General features: G+C 50.3%; 13 protein-coding genes. 6 read left to right on the forward strand and 7 right to left on the reverse strand.

What is annotated here, in order from left to right; translation table 11 throughout:
• A partial coding sequence (locus ACTOY7_RS18065) for a winged helix-turn-helix domain-containing protein (protein WP_482672726.1) occupies positions 1-308 on the forward strand: 308 nt, incomplete at its 5' end.
• Entirely contained in the window at positions 295-1,518 is a 1,224-nt protein-coding gene (locus ACTOY7_RS18070) for a sensor histidine kinase (protein ID WP_004082510.1), read from the forward strand. The genes ACTOY7_RS18065 and ACTOY7_RS18070, both read left to right, overlap by 14 nt.
• 335 nt (positions 1,519-1,853) lie before the next feature.
• Here the strand turns inward: ACTOY7_RS18070 and ACTOY7_RS18075 are convergent, their stop codons facing one another.
• From ACTOY7_RS18075 to ACTOY7_RS18085, 3 genes are all read right to left on the reverse strand, one after another.
• Positions 1,854-4,133: a transglutaminase-like domain-containing protein gene (locus tag ACTOY7_RS18075; protein ID WP_482671258.1), complete on the reverse strand. Its 2,280-nt coding sequence runs from the start codon at positions 4,131-4,133 to the stop codon at positions 1,854-1,856.
• Positions 4,134-4,265: 132 nt separating this feature from the next.
• Entirely contained in the window at positions 4,266-5,414 is a 1,149-nt protein-coding gene (locus tag ACTOY7_RS18080) for a DUF58 domain-containing protein (protein ID WP_482671259.1), read from the reverse strand.
• Between the two features lie 30 nt (positions 5,415-5,444).
• The gene (locus ACTOY7_RS18085) at positions 5,445-6,410 is read right to left on the reverse strand and encodes an AAA family ATPase (RefSeq protein WP_285825710.1); all 966 of its coding nucleotides are present in this window, start codon (positions 6,408-6,410) and stop codon (positions 5,445-5,447) included.
• Positions 6,411-6,705: 295 nt separating this feature from the next.
• Here ACTOY7_RS18085 and ACTOY7_RS18090 point away from each other — a divergent pair, with 295 nt between their 5' ends.
• Entirely contained in the window at positions 6,706-9,453 is a 2,748-nt protein-coding gene (locus ACTOY7_RS18090) for a glycoside hydrolase family 2 (RefSeq protein ID WP_482671260.1), read from the forward strand.
• Between the two features lie 94 nt (positions 9,454-9,547).
• On the opposite strand, the gene ACTOY7_RS18095 is transcribed toward ACTOY7_RS18090, so the two are convergent.
• From ACTOY7_RS18095 to ACTOY7_RS18110, 4 genes are all read right to left on the reverse strand, one after another.
• Positions 9,548-11,500, reverse strand: coding sequence for an FtsX-like permease family protein (locus ACTOY7_RS18095; protein ID WP_482671261.1), 1,953 nt, complete (start codon positions 11,498-11,500; stop codon positions 9,548-9,550).
• Complete coding sequence (locus ACTOY7_RS18100; protein ID WP_004082497.1) at positions 11,490-12,257, reverse strand: ABC transporter ATP-binding protein; 768 nt, start codon at positions 12,255-12,257, stop codon at positions 11,490-11,492. The genes ACTOY7_RS18095 and ACTOY7_RS18100 overlap by 11 nt, the downstream gene beginning before the upstream one ends.
• A gap of 257 nt (positions 12,258-12,514) precedes the next feature.
• Positions 12,515-13,528 carry a sensor histidine kinase gene (locus ACTOY7_RS18105; protein ID WP_482671262.1) on the reverse strand — a complete coding sequence of 338 codons (1,014 nt, stop codon included), beginning with the start codon at positions 13,526-13,528 and terminating at the stop codon, positions 12,515-12,517.
• Positions 13,525-14,196 carry a response regulator transcription factor gene (locus ACTOY7_RS18110; protein ID WP_004082493.1) on the reverse strand — a complete coding sequence of 224 codons (672 nt, stop codon included), beginning with the start codon at positions 14,194-14,196 and terminating at the stop codon, positions 13,525-13,527. The genes ACTOY7_RS18105 and ACTOY7_RS18110 overlap by 4 nt, the downstream gene beginning before the upstream one ends.
• A 339-nt stretch (positions 14,197-14,535) precedes the next feature.
• Here ACTOY7_RS18110 and ACTOY7_RS18115 point away from each other — a divergent pair, with 339 nt between their 5' ends.
• The 3 genes from ACTOY7_RS18115 (at position 14,536) to ACTOY7_RS18125 (ending at position 19,735) form a co-directional block, all read left to right on the forward strand.
• Positions 14,536-15,537 carry a sugar phosphate isomerase/epimerase family protein gene (locus ACTOY7_RS18115; RefSeq protein WP_482671263.1) on the forward strand — a complete coding sequence of 334 codons (1,002 nt, stop codon included), beginning with the start codon at positions 14,536-14,538 and terminating at the stop codon, positions 15,535-15,537.
• A 136-nt stretch (positions 15,538-15,673) separates the two neighbouring features.
• Positions 15,674-18,082, forward strand: a complete 2,409-nt coding sequence (locus tag ACTOY7_RS18120; protein ID WP_482671264.1) for a GH39 family glycosyl hydrolase — start codon at positions 15,674-15,676, stop codon at positions 18,080-18,082.
• 231 nt (positions 18,083-18,313) lie between these two features.
• The gene (locus tag ACTOY7_RS18125) at positions 18,314-19,735 is read left to right on the forward strand and encodes an MFS transporter (protein WP_160282674.1); all 1,422 of its coding nucleotides are present in this window, start codon (positions 18,314-18,316) and stop codon (positions 19,733-19,735) included.
• Positions 19,736-20,405: the final 670 nt, after the last annotated feature.

A 20,405-nucleotide genomic window follows, 5' to 3' on the forward strand; every position in this document is an offset into this window, starting at 1 on the left:
CTCTTGACGAAATTACTGACGGCAATATACGCATAAATAAGGCGAGCCGTGCCGTTTACAAAAACGAAAAAGAACTCGAAATGACCGCGAAGGAATTTGAGCTGCTTCTGCTTTTGATGGAGAATAAGGGCAGGGCTTTGAGCAAGGAATACATTTTTGAACAGGTCTGGGGCAGCGACAGCTTTTCAGAACAGCAGACACTGACGGTACACATAAAATGGCTGCGGCAGAAAATAGAGGACGCCCCCAAAAATCCTAAAAAAATAGTGACTGTATGGGGGGTGGGTTATAAATATGAAAGCGTTTAACAGAATTTTCTCGATAGTTGCGGTTGCCGTGATACTATTGTTTGCTGTCGTGAATCTGATTCTTGCTGCCGACAAGACCAATAACGGCAGACTGTACCGCGTAGAGATAAGCCGCCTTGTTCGAGAAATAGAAGCGAACGGTTCTGCCGACATTTCCGAATGTGTGTACGTTACAAATATTGAACGATACGGAGAAAAATTTTACAGCACGGACAGCGACTATGTTATCCGTGAAATAAACGGAGAACTTTATCGCTTTGATTACAATACTAACGGCTACTCCGACAAAACGCAGCTTACAGGAATTGTAAATGCCGTTCTCGGCGTTATGGCGATTTTAATCATAACGGTTTTGCTTTATATAAAATTCGCAATTCTTATGCCCTTTGAACGTCTGAGCGGTATCCCTTACGAGCTTTCAAAGGGTAATCTCGCCGCGCCGATAAAGGAAACGAAAAACCGTTTTTTCGGAAAATTTCTTTGGGGAATCGATATTCTCCGTGAAAATATCGAACAGCAAAAGCAGCGCGAACTGGAAATGCAAAAAGAAAAGAAAACACTGCTGCTATCGCTCTCGCACGATATTAAAACGCCACTTTCCGCTATAAAATTGTACTCGGTAGCACTATCGAAAAATTTGTATTCGGATGCGGAAAAGCAGCACAAAATCGCTGAAAATATCAACGAAAAAGCGGACGAAATCGAGGGCTATGTTTCACAGATTATAACAGCTTCAAGAGAAGATTTCTTCAGCCTTGAAGTGAACATGGGCGAGTTTTATCTTTCGGAACTTGTTGAAAAAATCGCGGGATATTACAGGGAAAAACTGGCGCTTATCAAAACAGATTTTATTATCGGGAAATATAAAAACTGCCTTCTATCGGGAGATTTGAGCAGGAGCGTTGAAGTGATGCAAAACATTATTGAAAATGCCCTCAAATACGGCGATGGCAGACGTGTGGAATTGATTTTCCCCAAAGACGACGAATGCGTCCAAATTGCAATCATGAACGGCGGTTGTACGCTTGAGAAGGACGATTTGCCGCATATTTTCGAGAGCTTTTGGCGCGGAGCAAATGCGGGAAACATTGGCGGCAACGGGCTGGGGCTTTACATTTGCAGACAGCTCATGCGCAAGATGAATGGCGAAATTTTTGCGAAGATCGACGATGACATCATCACTGTCACCACAGTTTTCGCAAGAGCGTAAATGATTGAAATGACTGTGAATAGTAACAAAAAGCCATGCAAAGGATAGGTAAATATATGCGAATCAATCACACAAAAGCGTCAGGAACTGAGCAGGCCTCTCCTGGAAGGATTTTGGGCGTGGTCAAGAGCCAGCGGCATCGTATATACATTGGTAGACCCCACGGACGAGGAAATGCAGGAAATGGAACGGGAATATATGCAGCGTACCAAACGTCAAACCGCCTAAATACGGGCGTGGCAGGAGAAAATCTATGCTCCTGCCGATACATATCTATTTTTATCCCTATCTGGTTTAACCCATCATGTAAAAAAAGAGAAACGGTATTTATGGGTTCAATAGACTTTCATATACTGATAAATAAATCTCCTGGAAGGAGTCATGTTCTGTTTGACCATATGGGAAAACTGGCGATAGATCTTCCAGGCTTTTTTGGTGTCTTCTTTTGTGGCGTTTTTGTTGTAAAACATGGTTTCCAGTACGGTTTGGTACAGCCATTCCATGGATTCAGAAGGAATTTCCGGGAAATAGTCCCGGAGCGTTTCAAAGCCCTGCAGGCTCAACAGGTCGGTGGGTTCCATTCCCTGAAAAACGGCTGTATCATAGAGCGCCCGGTAGATCCGCCGGATTCCGGCGCCCCGGCGGACGCTTCGGAACTTCCGGTATCTGCGCTGCCTCCGGAGCGCTGCCTGGGTGAGCAAAAGCAGGATGGCCGCCCCCAGGCAGAGGATGCAGACGGCGCAGGATTTCAGGAAGAAAAGCCCCCAGCCCGCGGCATTGCGGGTCCAGGAATGCCTGCCGCTGGATACGGCGGGAATGCCAGGCTCTGGACGGACGCCGTGGTAGGGCAGGGTATGCTCCTTTGTGATCCATTCTCCGTCTTCTAAAACCTGACACCAGGCATGGCCCATGTCCCCGGTGACCTCCGCGGTGTAGCTGCCGTCCTCCTGACGGCGGAAAGCGGAGGCGGGAACGGCGTAACCCTGGACATATCTGGACGGATAGCCGCACATGCGGTACATCAGGGCTGCCGTTGTGGCAAAATGGACGCAGAAGCCTTTTTGATTGTCAAACAGGAAATATTCGGCAAAATCCTGTCCCGATGGGGTAGGCCCAGGCTGGAAATCGTAAACCGTATGATTCTCAAATTCTTTCTGGATAAAGTCGGAAGCTTCTGCAAGTGTTTCGGGAGCATGTTCCTGGCAGAGCGTGTCCAGGCGTTCCAGGCTGTCCGGATATTCCAGGTAGCTTTCAGGCGGAATCCCGTTTTCAGAAGTCAGGTCATACCAATGGCTGTCCATATAGGACACGCCGTACGCAGAAGGATGGTACACGGTTCCTTCCGGCCTGGAATCCAGGGTCAGGGTCAGCCGGGTGCCGGCGTCCGGCTGAAAATGGGACAGTGCATTCAGATCCGGAAATTTGGCTGTGCTGACAGTCACGGTTCCCTTGGAAGTGCCGATACGGAGAGCTTCGGCATTTTCCAGGCCGTTTTCGGCGGAGGGCTGTGAAGTGTCCCCGTCCGGGGTATCCCCGGAGGATTCGGCGGAAAACTCCGGCTGGATGTCTGTTTCAGGAGTGGGATTCGGGACAGCCGGCAGCTCTTGGGGCTGGGGCGGATCGCTTTTGGCCCCGGAACTGTCTGCATCCGGCTGTTCCGGGTTTTGGGGCTGCTCCTGTTCCGGGGGAACTTCCCGGGCCAGCCGTTTCTTTTCCTCACGCTCTGCCTTGGCCTGAGTATAGGAATCCTGCAGGGGCTGAATCCATCCGGTTTCGATGGTCTCACGGGTACGGGCGTAAAAGCCGTCGGAGGGTTCCTTGCATGCTTCCAGCGGACGGCTGGCGAAGGCGGACAAGGAGATCAGCAGGGCCAGGACGCAGGCCGACGCAGTCCCTTTGAGCAGTGCGGCGCGTCCGTCCCGGCAGCCGCAGATCGCTGCGTATACTCCGCCCGAGAGAATCAGCATCCAGCAGGAGGTTTCGGACGGAACCAGGGTTTCTGCCAGAATCCACCCGGCGGGAGCCAGGAGAAGGACGTACGCTGTCAGCTTTCCCGCCCTGAGATGCAGGACCAGGCTCCAGATGAACAGAAGGGGCAGCAGGAAGAGCGCAAACATGAACGCCATTTCCGGATCGGGAACCGGCCGGATGGTGTAGGGATTCGCGTTCGGCCTGCGGACGCTCAGATAGGCGTTGGCCGTCAGGTTGATCACATTGACCGCCCCATCCTGGTGCCGCCAGATCCAGACCCCGGCAAGGCAGAAAAACAGAAGCGGAAGAAAAAATTTCCACAGCCTGCGCAGAGGGGCGTTCCAGAGGGCGGTCAGTGCGGCGGTGAAAAGGAAGCAGAGGAGATACAGCCGGGGAGTGTCTGCCTCAATGGGAAATACGCCGGTCAGGCAATGCCACCAGGAGAACATAAGAAACCAGACCGCCGCCAATTGGGCACCGGCCAGCAGGAAGGGACGGAGCCGGTTTTTTAGGGGATTCCGGATCAGGCGATGGCCGCCCGTCTGGTCGGATTCCGATCTAAGGGATCTGTCCTGGGGATAGAATTTGGAATCGGTTTTGGAATATAAGGTGATTCCGTCCCGTATTTTTTTGCGTTCCTTCATAATTATAATGCTCCTTTTTTGCGGCCGCTGCTTACACGGCGCCGTACATTCGCATCTGGGCTGCGGCTCAGGGTGCAAACAGTCACGTTCTGTTTTCCCACGCTGCCGTGCGGACAGCATTTTTGCGGGGGATCATAGCTGCAGCAGCTCCTGGGTCCCGCCGTTTACGGTGAGCGTCCCGTCTGCGTTTAAAACTACGATGCTGCTGAAATTCACGCCCCGGAAGGCCTCTTCATAGCAGGTTTTTTCCAGCTCTTCATTCTGGAAGGGCTCGGTGGACAAGAGCCGCCAGATCCATTCATAGACTTCCTCCGCCGTGCTGACTCTCCATTTGATAACCCGGCCGCTCTTTTCTTCAAACCATGCGGCCATGTGGATGCATTTTTCTTCCAGAAGGGTGATCGACAGCGAGGCCGCCTGCTCCAGCAGACGGTTGAATCCGGCGCTGCTTGCGTCGGCAAGGGGCAGGCGGATCCAGAGAAGCACCACGCAGCCCATGGGAAGGCTGTTTTCCTTGACCATCAGGCTGTCCTCCTTGGCGCTTAATTTCCAGTGGATGGAATGGATGGAATCCGGTGGGCGGTATTCCCGGATCTGGTAGATCTCACTGGGGTCGTCCCCTTTTTTTTCGGTGGAATATTCGTCTGCGTCGGCAAGAAATTCTCTTGTCCGCCGTGTGATTTCCAGGGGCATCAGTTCAAAAGGCGGCATGATCCCGATGGCCCGGCGCTCCCCCAAAGGAATCGTCCGGCAGAAGATCCCCAGCATGTCATAGAGTACCAGGGCGTCCAGCCGGTATTCCACCGTGCCTGCATAGGCGGAATCCAGTTCCACATCCAGCTTCTGCTCATCAAAGGGGGAGAGCTCGGAAGGGGCATATTTGATCCGGAGGGCGGCTTTGGCTTTTCGGCGGAAGAAGCCTCTCCGGGAGGGGAAGGCCGCTGTGCCAGTGGCGGAGCCGCTTTTTTTGATTCCCGGGGCGGGCTGTCCGGAAAAACCATTTCGCACCTGTGCCCGGAGGACATATCTTACACTCCAGAGCCTGGAATGGTTTTTCAGGATCAGAGTACCGGAAAAACGTTTTCCGCGCTCGGCCATGGCCGGAAACCTGCCGAAACGGACGCTTACCTGCCTGCCTGTATGCCGGAGGAACAGGCAGGAGCAGATGGGGTACAAGAGCTCCAGAATGAGAAAGCCGGTCCAGATCTGCCCGTCATACATAAAAAACAGATAGATGCTGCCGAGAAACACCAGTATATATCCGATTATTCGTGCTGTCATATTCGATCCTCGTTTTGTTCTGCGGATAGCTTATTTTTTGGAAATGGACGGCGCCGTGGTGTGATCCAGGATCTGCTGGATCAGGTCGTCCGCCAGGATGTGTCCCACTCTGGCCTTGGTGCTGAGCTGGATGCGGTGGGCGGCAACGGCGGGAAATACGGCCTTCACATCATCCGGGACCACATATTCCCTGCCGTTTAAGTAAGCGCATGCCTTTGCCATGGAAGCCAGGGCGATGGTGCCCCGGGGACTTAAGCCCAGGGCAATCATTTCCTGCTCCCGGGTGGCTTTGGACAGGCGGGCGATATAGGAATAGACCACATCGTGGACAAAAATCTCACTCACCTGTTCCTGGGCTTCCAGCAGGCCGTCGGCGGAAAAGACACGTTCCGCCCGGGCGTCCGCCCTGCCGTACTGGTTTCTCTTTAAGATATCCACTTCTTCCGTGACCGTGGGGTAGCCCATTTTCACGCAGATCATGAAACGGTCAAGCTGGGAGTCGGGGAGGAGCTGGGTTCCCGCGGAGCCGGTGGGATTTTCCGTTGCAATGACGATAAACGGGTTTCCCACGTTCCGGGTGATGCCGTCCACGGTGACGTGGCGTTCCTCCATCACCTCCAGGAGCGCGGACTGGGTTTTCGGGGAGGTCCGGTTGATCTCGTCGGCCAGCAGGAGGTTGCACATGACTGCGCCGGGCTGGTACACGAACTGCCCGGTCTCTTTCTGATAAATGGTAAACCCGGTCAGGTCTGCCGGGAGTACATCCGGGGTGAACTGGACCCGGTTGGCTTTTAAGCCCATGGCGTGGGAAAATGCCAGGGCCATGGTGGTTTTGCCGGTGCCGGGAATGTCTTCTACGAGTATATGTCCTTTGGCAAGAAATGCCATCATGATCTGTTCGATGATATCAAATTTTCCGACCACCGCTTTCTGCACCTGGGAAATGACGGCCCGGGGGGTGCCGCGCAGGTCGGAGTCTTCTCTGTAGTTTATCATAATCCTTGTCCTCATTTTTATAGAATACGTGCAGCTTTGCAGCCGTGTATATCATAGGTAATTGTTCACACGGCGCCGTACACTTGCAGAACGGAAACCGGCCAACTCCGTGATGGGCCGGATGCCGCTGCAGTGAACGTCCGATCCGAGTGTGGACCATAATTATCATACCATAAAATTGAAAATGGGTCAAAAATATACAAGCAAAAAGTCCGGAATCTACATTACAGCAGGGTGCGTAAGGTTTATGCTTATAACCAGAAGCATGAGATTCAAAAAAGGAGAAGAAGCGAATATGGAAAACAATTATATTTTACCGTTTTTGTGGATGCGCGGCGAGGAAGAGGCAGTCCTTCGGGAAGAGATGGAGAAGATCTATGAGTGCGGGATTCGGGCCGTATGCCTGGAAGCACGTCCCCACGACGATTTCTGCGGGCCGGGCTGGTGGCATGACATGGATATCATTTTGGATGAAGCGAAAAAGAAGGGTATGAAGCTGTGGATTCTGGACGACAAGCACTTTCCTACGGGATACGCCAACGGGCTGATCGAAAAGAAGTACCCGGAGCGGAAAAAGCTATATCTGGCGTACACGACGGCGGATATTTTCGGGGGCGGATATGAGCGGAGCCTGAATGTGAGCCGGATGCTGAAGCCTTCCATCGGATTCTGGCAGATCGGGGATCCTGTGGACTATGCGGAGCGGGAAAATAATCTATTGTATGCGATCCTGGCTGTGCGGTATGCGGAAGGGAATCTCTTCCATGAGGAAGTGATTGACCTTACGGAAAAATATGACGGATGCTATGTAAAATTTACCCTGCCGAAGGGGAATTGGAGAGTGTTTGTACTCTATAAGACTCGGACGGACGGGGGAAATGATACTTATATCAATATGATCGACAAGGAGTCGGCGGCGACCCAGATCGAGGGGGTCTATGAGTCTCATTATGAGAAATACGGCAGCGAATTTGGAAAGACGATCGCAGGCTTTTTCTCGGACGAGCCTCAATTTGGAAATGTGGTTGTATTCAATAATTATGACGTGCAGGTCGGGAGAGTCAAGATGCAGCTTCCGTGGAGCGATGAACTGCAGGAGAATCTCACCGGGCTGTATGGGGAGGAGCTGACGAAGGCGCTTCCGTTCCTGTTTGTGGAGACCGAGGAGCAGGGGCTTCGTACAGGCATCCGCTATGACTATATGGACCAGGTGTCCCGTCTGTACAAGAAGAATTTCAGCGATACCATCGGCACCTGGTGTGAGGATCACGGCGTGGAATATATCGGGCATGTGGTGGAGGACAACGGGATCCACAGCCGTCTGGGGATGGGGCCGTCCCATTATTTCCGGGCCATGTCCGGACAGCATATGGCAGGCATTGACAGTATCGGCGGGCAGATCCTTTACGGGGCGCCGGTGGAGCAGCGCAACGCGATGACGGACTGTGACGGAGAATTTTTCCATTATACGCTTGGAAAGCTGGGGGCATCCTGCGGGCACTTGGAGCCGAAGAAGCAGGGCAGGACCATGTGCGAGCTGTTCGGTGCCTATGGATGGAGCTTCGGGGTGCGGGATATGAAGTATCTGCTGGATCATTTGCTGGTGAAAGGGGTCAACCATCTGGTTCCTCATGCATTTTCCATGGCGGAATATCCGGATCCTGACTGCCCGCCCCACTTCTACGCGCGGGGCAATAACCCAGAATTTCCGTATTTCGCAAGGCTGATGAAGTACGCGAACCGGATGTGCGGCCTGTTAAACGGCGGACAGCATGTGGCTTCCGCTGCGGTCCTCTACGATGGGGAGGCTGACTGGGTGGGCAAAAATATGCCCATGCAGAAGGTGATCCGGCAGCTTTTGGAGCACCAGATTGATCTAGATATCGTATCCTTGGATATGCTGGATGACCTGGCGGCATATAACGGCAGGCTGGAGGGAAAGAAGCTGTATATCAATGGGGTGGAATTTCAGGCGCTGATCATCGGTTATGCGAAGGAAATCCCGGAGCGGCTGGCGGCTTTTGTGGAAAAAGCGGGGGAATTTCCGGTGATCTTCGTGGACGGAAAACCGGAGACAGTGATTGGAAAGGGCGGACGCACGGATCGGATTGCGGGAAAGGACGGCAGAGCGGATCGGATTGCGGGAAAAGGCGGATACACAGACCGTATTGCGGAAAATGGCTGTACGGATCGGATCGCGGGAAAAGCCGGAGAAGGATGTACGGCGGGGGCGATTGGCGGAGAGACTGTGGCTCTGTCGGAGCTGGCCGGGGTGCTGAGAGCAAGAGGATTTGCGGATATTGCGGTGGACACGGAATGTAAGGATCTGAGTTTCTACCATTACAAGAAAGACCGGCAGATCTTTGTGTTCCAGAATGAATCCGCAGCGGATGTATTCTGCGGAAAGGTGACACTGCCGACAGCGGAGCCGGTTGTATACTATGATGCCATGGAAGATGTGTATGAGCTGGCGGATTTTTATGAGGCGGAAGGAAACATAGAAGTTTCACTGGAATTGCAGCCTGGGGAATGCGTTGTGATTTTCGAACAAAAAAACATAGTATGCAATGTGAAACACAAAAGTTTCAGAGAACAGATTGACGGACTGGAGAGCAGGGATATTTCTGCGGACTGGACGGTAAGTCTGGTGAAGGCGAAAGAATATCCGCAGTTCCCGGAAGGGGAGAGGGTGCATGAACTAAAGCCTGTTTCTGATGAGAAACCCACGTTTTCTGGCATAGCATGCTATGAAAAGACGGTGTATCTGGAGGAGACGCCTGAGAGGGCGGTGCTGAAAGCGGAGCAGGTATTTGAGATGATGAAGGTGACCGTAAACGGAAGCGAAGCAGGCGTGCGGATCTTCCCGCCGTACCAGGTGGAGATCAGCGGCGCTTTGAAAGCCGGGGAAAATAAGATCGTTGTGGAGGTAGCCGGCACACCGATGCGGGAAATGCTGGAGATCCCGCAGCCGCCGTTTGATTTTACCCATGAAGCGCTGGAGCCGATGGGGATGTTTGGGAAGATTGAATTGTATTGCGGTTGACAGGGGCTGTTGTTGGGAGCCGGGGTGTCGGGAAATGGTATTACTGCACATATATTGTGGGGAAATCGTCATTTCCCGACAGAACCATCTGATTTTACAAGATATTTCTTTTGAACAGAGAATAGGCAGCCTCATAGTATACAAAATAAATCATTGCAAAAACCGAAATCGTAATGAAACCATAGAAAGGAATGAGGCCTTTCTGCAAAATATAAGCCCCATACAGAGTTTGAGCTCCAGCCATCAGAACGAATATAACAACTGCCGGCAGGATCAGCGGAATCAAGAAAAAGGTAGATAATTCACGGTGAATGAGTTTTCTTTGCATTTCTTCTGAGACGCCGATCCTGCCCAGGCTCTGGTAGCTCCGCCGATTATGATCAAGAGCGGATAACTGTTCAAAAGCCAGTACCGTGCAGGAAAGCAGGATAAATATAATACTCAGGTAAAGGCCGCAGAACGAAATGGAAGTAAAACCAGTAAGGGAATTACTTATGCCCCATGCCTGTACCGTTACACCCATGGTAACATGATCCGGCCATATGGTACCGGCCTGAAGCTCTGGGTGCCATTGTTCCGAATGAAGATACCCACGGATTTCAGAGCGCAGTTCCGGAATACCGCCGTTTTCTAATTGCATAACAAGCCGTATTTTGTTCGCCGGAAGCTTTTGCGCAACGTGATCCGGAACTACAAGGACATATCCGTTTGTTCCGGCCATTCGATATTGTTCCATCGCTTCTTCATAAATTCTTCCCTGCGGATTTTCGAGAGTTACACCTGCAAGTGTGATCTTAGGCCGGGTTTTCATGGCTGCTTTAATATCCTCTGTATAAGTCCATGTGTCACAATGAACCAGGTATTGACCATCCGGCAATTCTGTTTTTTTGAATCCCAGTATGGAGCGAAGTGTATTGTAGTCGGACAGGGCAAGTGCGTCAGCAGAATAGCCGTTTGCATCATAGAGATAATAAATCATCTCTTTCTGGACGGGGCACTTCTCATCCACAAAGGAAATCAGACCGTCAAAGCTGTTTCTGGTTAAAGGCGCATCAATCGCAACGCCGGTGTCATAGGGATAAGAGGCTTTCATATTTGCTTTATAGCCAGCACCCATGACCAGCCCTATAAACATGGCTGCAAGGGAAAGTGTAAATAAAATGGCTGTAATTGCCATCACGCGTCCGCAGGATTGAATACGATGTCCAATCTGCCCGAAGTAAAACAAATTGCACTTGGAATATAGAATCCTCTTTTTGCGCTTTGCAAAAGTAATCAACATGACAGGGAAGCAGCGGTAAATCTCATATACACCAGCCAGAAGCAATGCGGTCGATCCAATCAGATAGCTCCATGCTGTATTTGTCTGAATAGATAAACCCTTCCGGATCAAAACCATTCCTGTAATAACCGCCGCTACAGAGCAAATTACAAGTACGAGCTGCAGGGAACTACGTTTCTGCTTAGAAATGACTTCATTTTTGCGGCTGTCATAAAGCAAATCCACAATTTTTTCACGCCGGATGATATGGACGGCACGAACCATCCCGGTTCCGTACATCAATATGAAAAATAAAATGGTGAGTACCAGAGCCTGTTTCGAAAAAGAAGCATGATAGGAATGCGGCACATCAAATATATTTTTTACTAGCTGTGTCAGTATTCCGGCGAGTACCGTCCCCAGAGAAATGCCGGACAGAAAAGCCGCCGTTCCTATCACCGTATTCTCGATCAAAAATAATTTCTGGATAGAACCAATTTCCATACCAAGTAATTCATAGGCGGCAAATTCTTTCTTGCGCTGTCCCAGTATGAAGCGGACGGCATAGCTGACAATAAAAGAGGAAATCAGTGTAGCAACAACAGAGAGCGCTGTAATCCCGGTTGTCAGGATCGACATATTTTCGGACATGGAAGTAATATCAGTTGAAAATCCCAATGCCAAAAAGGAATACATCAACATTACGATAAGAACGATTGTAATGAAATAAATCACGTAATCTTTGGCAGAGCGTTTGACATTTTGCAAAGCTAATTTAAGATACATCGCCGGCCCCTCCTCCCAACATGGTGAGAACATCTATAATCTTTTCAAAAAATGCTTTGCGGGAATCCGAGCCTTTCAAAATCTCGGTAAAAATCCTCCCATCCCGAAGAAACAGGATACGGCCCGCATAGCTGGCGGAAAATGCATCATGCGTCACCATCAGGATCGTTGCCCCGGACTGCTCATTGATGCTCTGCATGGTACGGAGGAGCATTTGGGCCGAATGGCTGTCCAGGGAACCGGTGGGTTCATCGGCCAGGAGCAGCTTCGGTTTGTTGATGATCGCCCTGGCGCAGGCGCAGCGCTGTTTTTGGCCGCCGGACACCTGATAGGGATATTTGTCCAGAATATCCGTGATGCTGAGGGTCTGCGCTATCTCCAGCACCTTTGCGTCAACCTGTTCCGCAGGCGTGTGATTGATGGTCAGGGCCAGCGCAATATTTTCGGAAACAGTCAGTGTGTCCAGAAGGTTGAAGTCCTGAAAGACAAAGCCGAGATTTTCCCGGCGGAACCGGGCCAGCGCCTGATTCCGGATTTCCGTGACATCCGTCCCGTCCAGGAAGATATGGCCGGCACTGACCGTATCGATGGTGGAGATACAGTTCAAAAGCGTTGTCTTGCCGGAACCGGACGCGCCCATAATGGCGACAAATTCACCTTCGTTTACAGAAAAGCTGATGTCGTGGACCGCCTTGGTGAGATTGCCCTGGTTTCCATAGTATTTCTGGATATGATCCAGTTTCAAAATTTCATTCATTGTGTTCACCTCCACTCCTATTGTAAATGAAACCGGCTTCTGTTTGTATCAGGTTTTCTTACAAAGTTCTAACAAAATTGTAAGAAGTAGACTAGTACAGCATTGCGTATATAATGGTGAATAATGTGCCTGCTATTTTTGTCAGGACAAGGCGGAGGAAAGAGGCGATGCGGTGGCATCGTTGATTGACGACAACGCAGAACTGGCAGAAATAGCAGGTGCAGAATTCACCGTTAATTACGCAATGCTGTACTAGATCAGCCCTGCACTTCATGAACGAAATGATTGATCCGGAAGGTCAGGCAAAGAGTCGTTCCGGTTTTACACGAGTCTGCGGAAATGCCAATCCCTATTTTATCGCAAAGCCTTTTGCAAAGATATAATCCGATGCCGGTTGAATTTTGCGTGGTACGCCCATTCTGTCCTGTGAACCCTTTTTCGAAAATACGGGGAAGATCACAGGCTTCAATGCCAATGCCGTTATCTTCCACGTAAAGCATAACCTGATCTCCCTGCCGACGGACATTAAAAGCCAACTCCGGATGTTCTGTCCGGTATTTTACTGCATTCACGATAAGCTGGTTCAAAATAAAACGAACCCATTTGTCATCTGAAAATACGGTATGGTCAACATTTGATATAGTAACCTTCATGTTGTTCCGCAGCAGAAGATATTTGTTATCTGCTATGGCCTGATGGATAACATCAGACAGGCAGATCTCCCGCACAGAATAATCTTTTTCTGTATATTCACTGCGGGCATAATAGAGGGCCTGCTCTGTGAAATGATTTGTCTTTTCCAATTCGGTCAAAAATTCTTTTGTAAATTCGGAACGGCGATTTTCGCAAAGCAGTTTCATGGCCGTAATCGGCGTTTTTATCTCATGGATCCACTGCTCAATATACTCTTTATACTCTAATCTTTCCCGGCGGACGCTTCCGATCTGTTCCAGCATGGATTTTCCGGCCATTTTGATTAGCTGGTAATACACCTGGTCTTCAGCCCGTTCCGGCAGTTCCATGATTTCAGAGATCAGATAGCGTTCCGATAATTGATCCGCCATCGTCAGCAGCACCTGCATTTGCCGCTTGCGTTTCCAATAGGTACTTCCCATGCCGATTGCTAAAATGAATCCCCAAAGAATTAAAATCAGCGCAATACTTGAAACCGTATTGCCGCATATTATAAGAAAAAGAGTAAGGGCAAGCATACACACGAAATTTGTAAGCAGGAATGCCAGCCTGTTTTTCCAGTATAATGATTTATTCATAGTGTGTACCCCTGCCGGTGTTTCGTTTTGATAAAATTTTTCAAACCGATGGCGGCCAGTTTTTCACGAATACGGTTGATATTTACACTCAGGGCATTGTCGTCCACATATAATTGGTTGTCCCACAAAAATTCAGTGATATCCGGGCGGGAACAGATGTTTCCGGCATTTTTGAACAGGTAATATAAAATTTTCTGTTCGTTCCTTGTAAGGTCAGTCCGCCGTCCCTCATATTCCAAAACGCTGGCCTCCAAATGCAGAACCGCGCCGCCATAAGCCATCTGTCCCGCCTGCTGTGCCGGATATGCGCGTTTTAACAAAGAGGCCGTCTTTGCAAGTAAAATTGCCGAATTATATGGCTTCGTAATAAAGGCATCCCCGCCCAGCATAATGCTGTTCAGTTCATCCATATCTGTGCTGCAGCCTGTCACAAAAATGATGGGAGCATCTGAGAATATACGAATTTTCGAGCATAGGGTAAATCCGCTTTCTCCAGGCAGCTTAATATCCAGCAAAATCAGGTGCGGTTTTTCCTTTTTGACAGTCTCTATCACGGAAGAAAAGTCTTCTGCTCCTGCGGTTACATATCCATTCCCTTCCAACAAGGCCCGCAATTCCCCTTGTATCACAGGATCATCTTCAATTACCATGATTTTGTACCGGTTCATTTGTACTGCACCTCCTAACTTACATTATAGTTCTATCTATCACTCGACGCATGTGAGCGAAAAGAAAAGCGAAGAGGACAAAAAAACATGTGTATATTTTGCTCTCTGTGGATGGAAGGTAAAAAATTGGGCAAAAAGCCGGATGATTTTGGCTCAAAATCGGATAGGAAAACAAGTTTGGATTCTGTAGAATAGAACTGGGCGTATTGCAGGCTGCCGTTTCTGTGGGCACCCGGCCGGGGCGTGGACAGTCAACGGCCGTTGGAACTTTCAGGATAGCGGCCGTATTAGACCGCAGAAACGTAAAAAAGAATCTATAATGGCAGGAGGGCCAAAAAGATGGGAAAAGTAAATTTGCAGATGTATTCCTTTATGGATGGGACGATGAATGACAGCCGGGAGAATTTCCGGCGCGCGGCGGAAATGGGATATGACGGGGTGGAGCTGTTCGGGCCGGATTTTGAGATCCCGGCGGAGGAGCTCAAAGCGCTTCTTGAGGAGCTGAAGCTGGAGCCGGTTTCTCTCCATGCGCCGAAGACAGAGATGGTGGAGGGATTGATCCCCTTTGCGAATGCGCTGGGGATGCAGTTTATCGGAATCGGGATGGAGGTTCTAAAGGACGAGGAGTCTGTCCACAGCTTTGCCAAAACCCTGAACCGGATCGGAAAAGCCTGCGCCGAAAAGGGGCTGATGCTTACCTACCATAACCATACCCAGGAATTTGCGGACTGCGGCCGGATCGGGAGTGTGCCTGGCGCCGCGGGAGCAGCGGAGGAGCAGCAGGCGGCAGGAAAGCCCTGCGGGGACGTACAGCCGGAGAACCGGCATGCGGCAGGAGAGGCGTGCGTCAGCGTACAGCCGGAGAACCGGCATGCGGCAGAAACAGCGTTGGACAGCTCAAGGAGAACCGACAGGGTGATTGATGTGCTGATGCGGGAAACTGATCCGGAATATGTGAGCTTTGAGCTGGATGCGGGCTGGTGCGCTGCGGCAGGCTTTGATCCCATCGCGTTTGTGGAGCAGTACAGCGGCAGGGTGAAGCTGATCCACATCAAGGAGAGCAGCCGGGTAGTAGGGCCTCAGCCGCCGATGGATTTTGGCAGTCTGCCAAGGGATGAGAACGGCGCTCCCATTTTTTCGGATGAACTGAAAAAGACCATGGAGGAGCTTGAGCGGATCAACTGCAGGGCAGGAGAAGGACTGGTGGATTGGAAAGCTCTGAAAGAAGCGGCCGACCAAAACGGATGTCAGGCATATATTGTGGAGCGAGAGTATTCCGTTTCCGGAAACCGTCTGAATGACTTGAAGGCAGATTTGGAATACTACAGAACACAGATCTGAGTGTAAAAATTCAACTGGTTGATCACTGCGAAGCAACGGGCCAGGCAGCCATGCCTGCATGGATATTCGGCGGCTTGCCGCGGATGTTTTGGCTGGGGCAGGCGAGTTTTCATCTGAAAAAAACAGGAGAAGATCTATGGATGATAATATAAGAAAAGAGAAAATGAAAATATCCGTGCTGAATACGACAGATGAGCCGGAGCATTTCCATCAGGATATTGAACTGCTGTACGTGCTCGAGGGCACCATGGATGTGACAATCGGGGAGCAGGTGACCCATATGGAGCCGGAGGATGTACTGGTGGTGAACGCAAATAAACGGCATCAGCTGAAAGGCTCCGGAGACATTTTATACGTGCGGTTTTCTATTCTGTATCAGATGGTCAGCGATGTGTTCCGGAGTATGGATGTCATTTTCTGGTGCGATTCTACGAGAGGACAGAGCGAGCGGTACAACCAGCTTCGGGATACGCTGAAAATCCTTTTGAACCACTATCTGGAGACCCGGGGAAATTCGGCCAACTTCGGACATATCGGGCTGTGCTACCGTATCCTCGACATTTTGTCCATGTATTTTCTTGTGCAGGCGTCAGATAAGGAAAGCCTGGATGAGAAGGAAAAATTTGAGGAGCGGATCCAGCAGATCAACAACTATATCCGGGCAAATTATAACCAGCCCATCAGCCTGAAAGAGCTGGCGGACAAGCTGTATCTCTCCAATGGCTATCTTTCCCGGTTTTTTAAACGGAATTATGGCATGAGCTTTGCGGAATACCTGACCAATATCCGGCTGTATCACGCGGTGGACGAGCTTTTGTATACCAGCACGCCGATCACGCGGATCGCCTATGACAATGGATTTGCCAATGTGGCCATTTTTAACAAGGCATTTAAAAAGGCTTACGGGGAAACGCCCTCATCGCTGCGGAAACGATCCAAGGAGCAGGCCAGAGAGGAAGAGGTCCGGGAAACAGACACGGCTGTGGAGGAGCGGCTGGAGCACTATCTCCATGTGAACGATTCGGTACAGGAGGAGGGCATGGAGATTGGTTTCCGGAAGGATATATTTTCTGTCCAAAAGAGTGAAAAGCTGTGGGACGGCTGGGGCCGGACCATGAATATCGGGTCGGCGGCGTCGCTTTTGCGGTCCGAGGTGCAGGAGCACGTGATGCTGCTCAAAGAAGCGCTGGGTTTCACCTATGTCCGGTTCTGGAATGTTTTCGCAAAGGAAATGCTCATCGACCTGGACATCCTGGACGGCAGCTATAATTTTACACGGCTGGATTCCATCCTGGACTTTCTGCTGCAGTATGGGCTCAAACCGCATATCGAACTGGGAATGAAGCCGGTCAGATTTATGAGAAATGTGCAGACGCTGTTTCAGGAAGAGGGAGACACAGGATATGCGGAGCCGGAAAAATGGGAACGGGTACTGCATGCATTGATGCGGCATCTGGTACACCGCTACGGCAGAAGCGAGCTGGACAACTGGCGCATGGAGGTGTGGTTTCATGAGAGCAGGTGGGAACAGGAGAATGCGGTAAATGAATATTACGAGCTGTTCGGCAGAACCAGCAGGATCGTGAAGCATTACAGCGATCAGATGGAGGTGGGCGGCTGCGGACTCAGGCTGGATTTCCGGGAAAGCTGGCGCGTTGCGTTTCTGGAGGGCTGGGGCGCCCAGGACGTGAAGCCGGACTTTCTGTCCATCTGCTATTTTTCCTATGAGCGCGGGGAAATTGAAAAGGACCGGTATGCGAAACGCAGTACGGACAATGAATGTATGAAGCACCGTATTTTATATGAAAAGGGACTGATCGAACAGACCGGGCTTCGGGAGGTCAAGCTCTATATTACGGAATGGAACCTGACGGCTTCCGCGCGCAGCTTTATCAACGACACTTGCTTTAAGGGGGCCTATGTGATCAAAAATATACTGGATATTTACGGCGAGGTTGCGGATATGGCGTTTTTCCTGGGGAGCGACCGGATCTCGGAATATTATGATTCCAACCGGCTGCTCCACGGGGGCACCGGGGTGATGTCGAAGGACGGGATTCTCAAACCCACCGGATTCGCCTTTGAATTTTTGAAACGGCTTTATCCTTATTATATCGGCAGAGGGGAGAATTACCTGATCTCCACCGACCAGCATGATTCCTACGGGATCATCTGCCACAACCAGCGGAAGCTGGGATATAACTATTATTTTACCAAGGAGGACGAGATCGAGAAGGAACATCTCTGGAAATATTTTGAGGATCGGAACGGGCTGGAATTGTGCCTGACTCTGACGGATGTGACGGACGGGGTTTACCAGGTGAAGACGTATCGGATCAATGAGCAGAACGGGAGCGTGCTGAATATCTGGCAGGAGATGGATTATGAAAAGGAACTGTCCAGGAATGATATCAAATATTTCCGCAGGGTCTGCGAGCCCAAGCTCACGATCCAGAAATGCCAATCCAGAGAAGGGGTTTTAAGCCTCCAGGTGCAGATGCAGCCCAATGAGATCGCATTTGTCAGGATCCGGCTGCTGGTGTAGGGGATATGGCATTACCGATGGAAGATCCGAAAAAAAGCCTGCCGGAAAAACGCAGTCAGTACACGAGGTCAAAATCCTACTATATTTTTTGCACATACCATGTGGGAATTAATAAAAATATGTAGGATTTTGGTCATTATAAACAGAAAACAGGAAGCTACAGGATAAGCGTATTACCGCATTTGCTGATAAGATAAATACATCAAGAAAAGAAAAGAGAGGAAAAGAGAAATGAGTGAAAACGCAAATGCAGCCGTACAGGCAAACGAAGACGCAAACAAAAAGCTTTCGGTTCTCACGAAGATCGGATACAGCTTTGGTGAGATCGGCTCCCAGTGTTCCTGGACACTGATCAGCTCTTATCTGACCGTATTCTACACGGACGTGGTCGGACTGACCCCGGTGGCTATTTCGGCGATCATGCTGATCGCACGGATCTGGGATGCGGTCAATGACCCGATGTTCGGGGCTATCGCGGAGAATACCCATACCAAATGGGGACGTTTCCGTCCATATATTCTGTGGGGCGCGCCGATATTGGCACTGTTTAACTGTCTTACGTTTTTGAATCTGGACGTTCCAAACAGCTGGAAGGCGATCTGGTGCGGATTTACATATATCGGCTGCGGGATGGCGTATACGGCGGTGAACATTTCCACACAGTGCGTGGCAAACTGTATGACTGCTCTGAACGAAGAGCGTGTGGCGCTGAATGCGTATAAGGGAATCGGCTCCGGCCTGATCCAGATGGTGATCAGCGCGGTGACCATGCCGATGATCCTGTATTTCGGAGGCGGATCAGCTTCTTCTGAAAAGGGATATTTTATGGCGGCGCTGGTATTCTCTGTTGTATGTATCCCCTGTTTCTGGGTATGTTTTGCATCCACAAAAGAAATCCTGGGAAGCAGCGGAAAGAAGGAGAGTGTCGGAGATACCATGAAAAACCTGGTAAACTCTTTCAAATATACGTTTAAAGACCGGAACGCGGTATTTTTGATGCTGGCCATGCTTACATTTTTGACGGGACTGTTTGGTCGAATCGGTATCATGGCGTACTATTTTATCTATATCATGGGCAATCCGGTGCTCATCGCAGGGTTCGCAACGGCCATGTCGGCGGGGATGCTGGTGGTGAACTTTTATGCTCCGTTTCTGCTGAACCGGTTCAGCAAAAAATATGTAGGCGCGGCGGGCTGTATCTTACAGGCCCTGTGCTGTGTATTCTTCTTCATCATCGGCGAGAACAATCTGGTGGGCATGATCGTTCCTTCCGGGTTCCTGTATGGCGTGACTAACCTGATCTCCATTTCCTGCTTTACGCTGAGCGCGGAGATCATTGACGACAACTGGCTGAGGACAGGCGTGCGTTCCGACGGCGTGATCGCGTCCTGCGTTTCCTTCTCCACCAAGCTTGGAAATGCCATCGGCGGTTCTATCGGAATCCTGGCGCTGAGCGCGGTGGGGTATGTGGCAAATGCGGAGAATCTCTCTGCGGAAGTGCTGACGAGGATGGATATGGTGATCAACTTTGCGCCGGCAGCGTTGTTTGTACTCGGAGCGGTCCTCTTCCTGTGTGTGGGAATGACGAGGGAAAAGGCGAAAGCGAATGAGGCGGAGATCGCAAGGAAAGTGGCGTCCGGGGAATTGAAATAAGATAGAGTTTGAGATCGTATTTCTCTTTGCTTGAAATGCTGAAAATGGCAGGGCGGCCGATGGGCTGCCCTTTTTTACGTTACAGTTCATTACCCGGCCAGTGAACAAAAGAGAAGCAAGGTATTTTTTTGCGCCAAATAGTTTGCTTTTAGATTGGAATCGTTTATGCTATGGGAGATAGAAAAATCTATCAAAATTTGAAAGGAGCTATACATCAATGGCAAGCCAAAAAAATGAATCTGCGTATCAGCCCTCCGACTGTCATATATACGACAAGAGGGAGAACAACGGAAAGAGCCAACATAAAGCTGTTCATGGGAAATACCTCTGGTAATTAAATGTGGGATTGCTGCTGTTCTGTACAGAATCGGCGCATATCTGCGTAGATGCCGGGCAGATTGGCGGGATTGTATAAGTGACAGGATTCAGTATAAAGGATTCGGCCGGAGATTTCTATATAGAAATCTCACAAAAAAAGAACAGGCCCCTTGTGGGTTACTGTTCACACGGCGTCGTGCACCCTGCTGCACGGCGTCCGGCCGATAAAGTAACATTTGCCATAATATCCAGCCTCTCGCCGAAGGCGACTTAAAATAGGCTGGATACTGTTACTGGAGCACCCAAAGGGTGTGAACAGTAACACGTATGTTGCTAAGTGTGCTTTAGCAAT

The sequence above is a fragment of the Schaedlerella sp. genome (assembly GCF_056796775.1).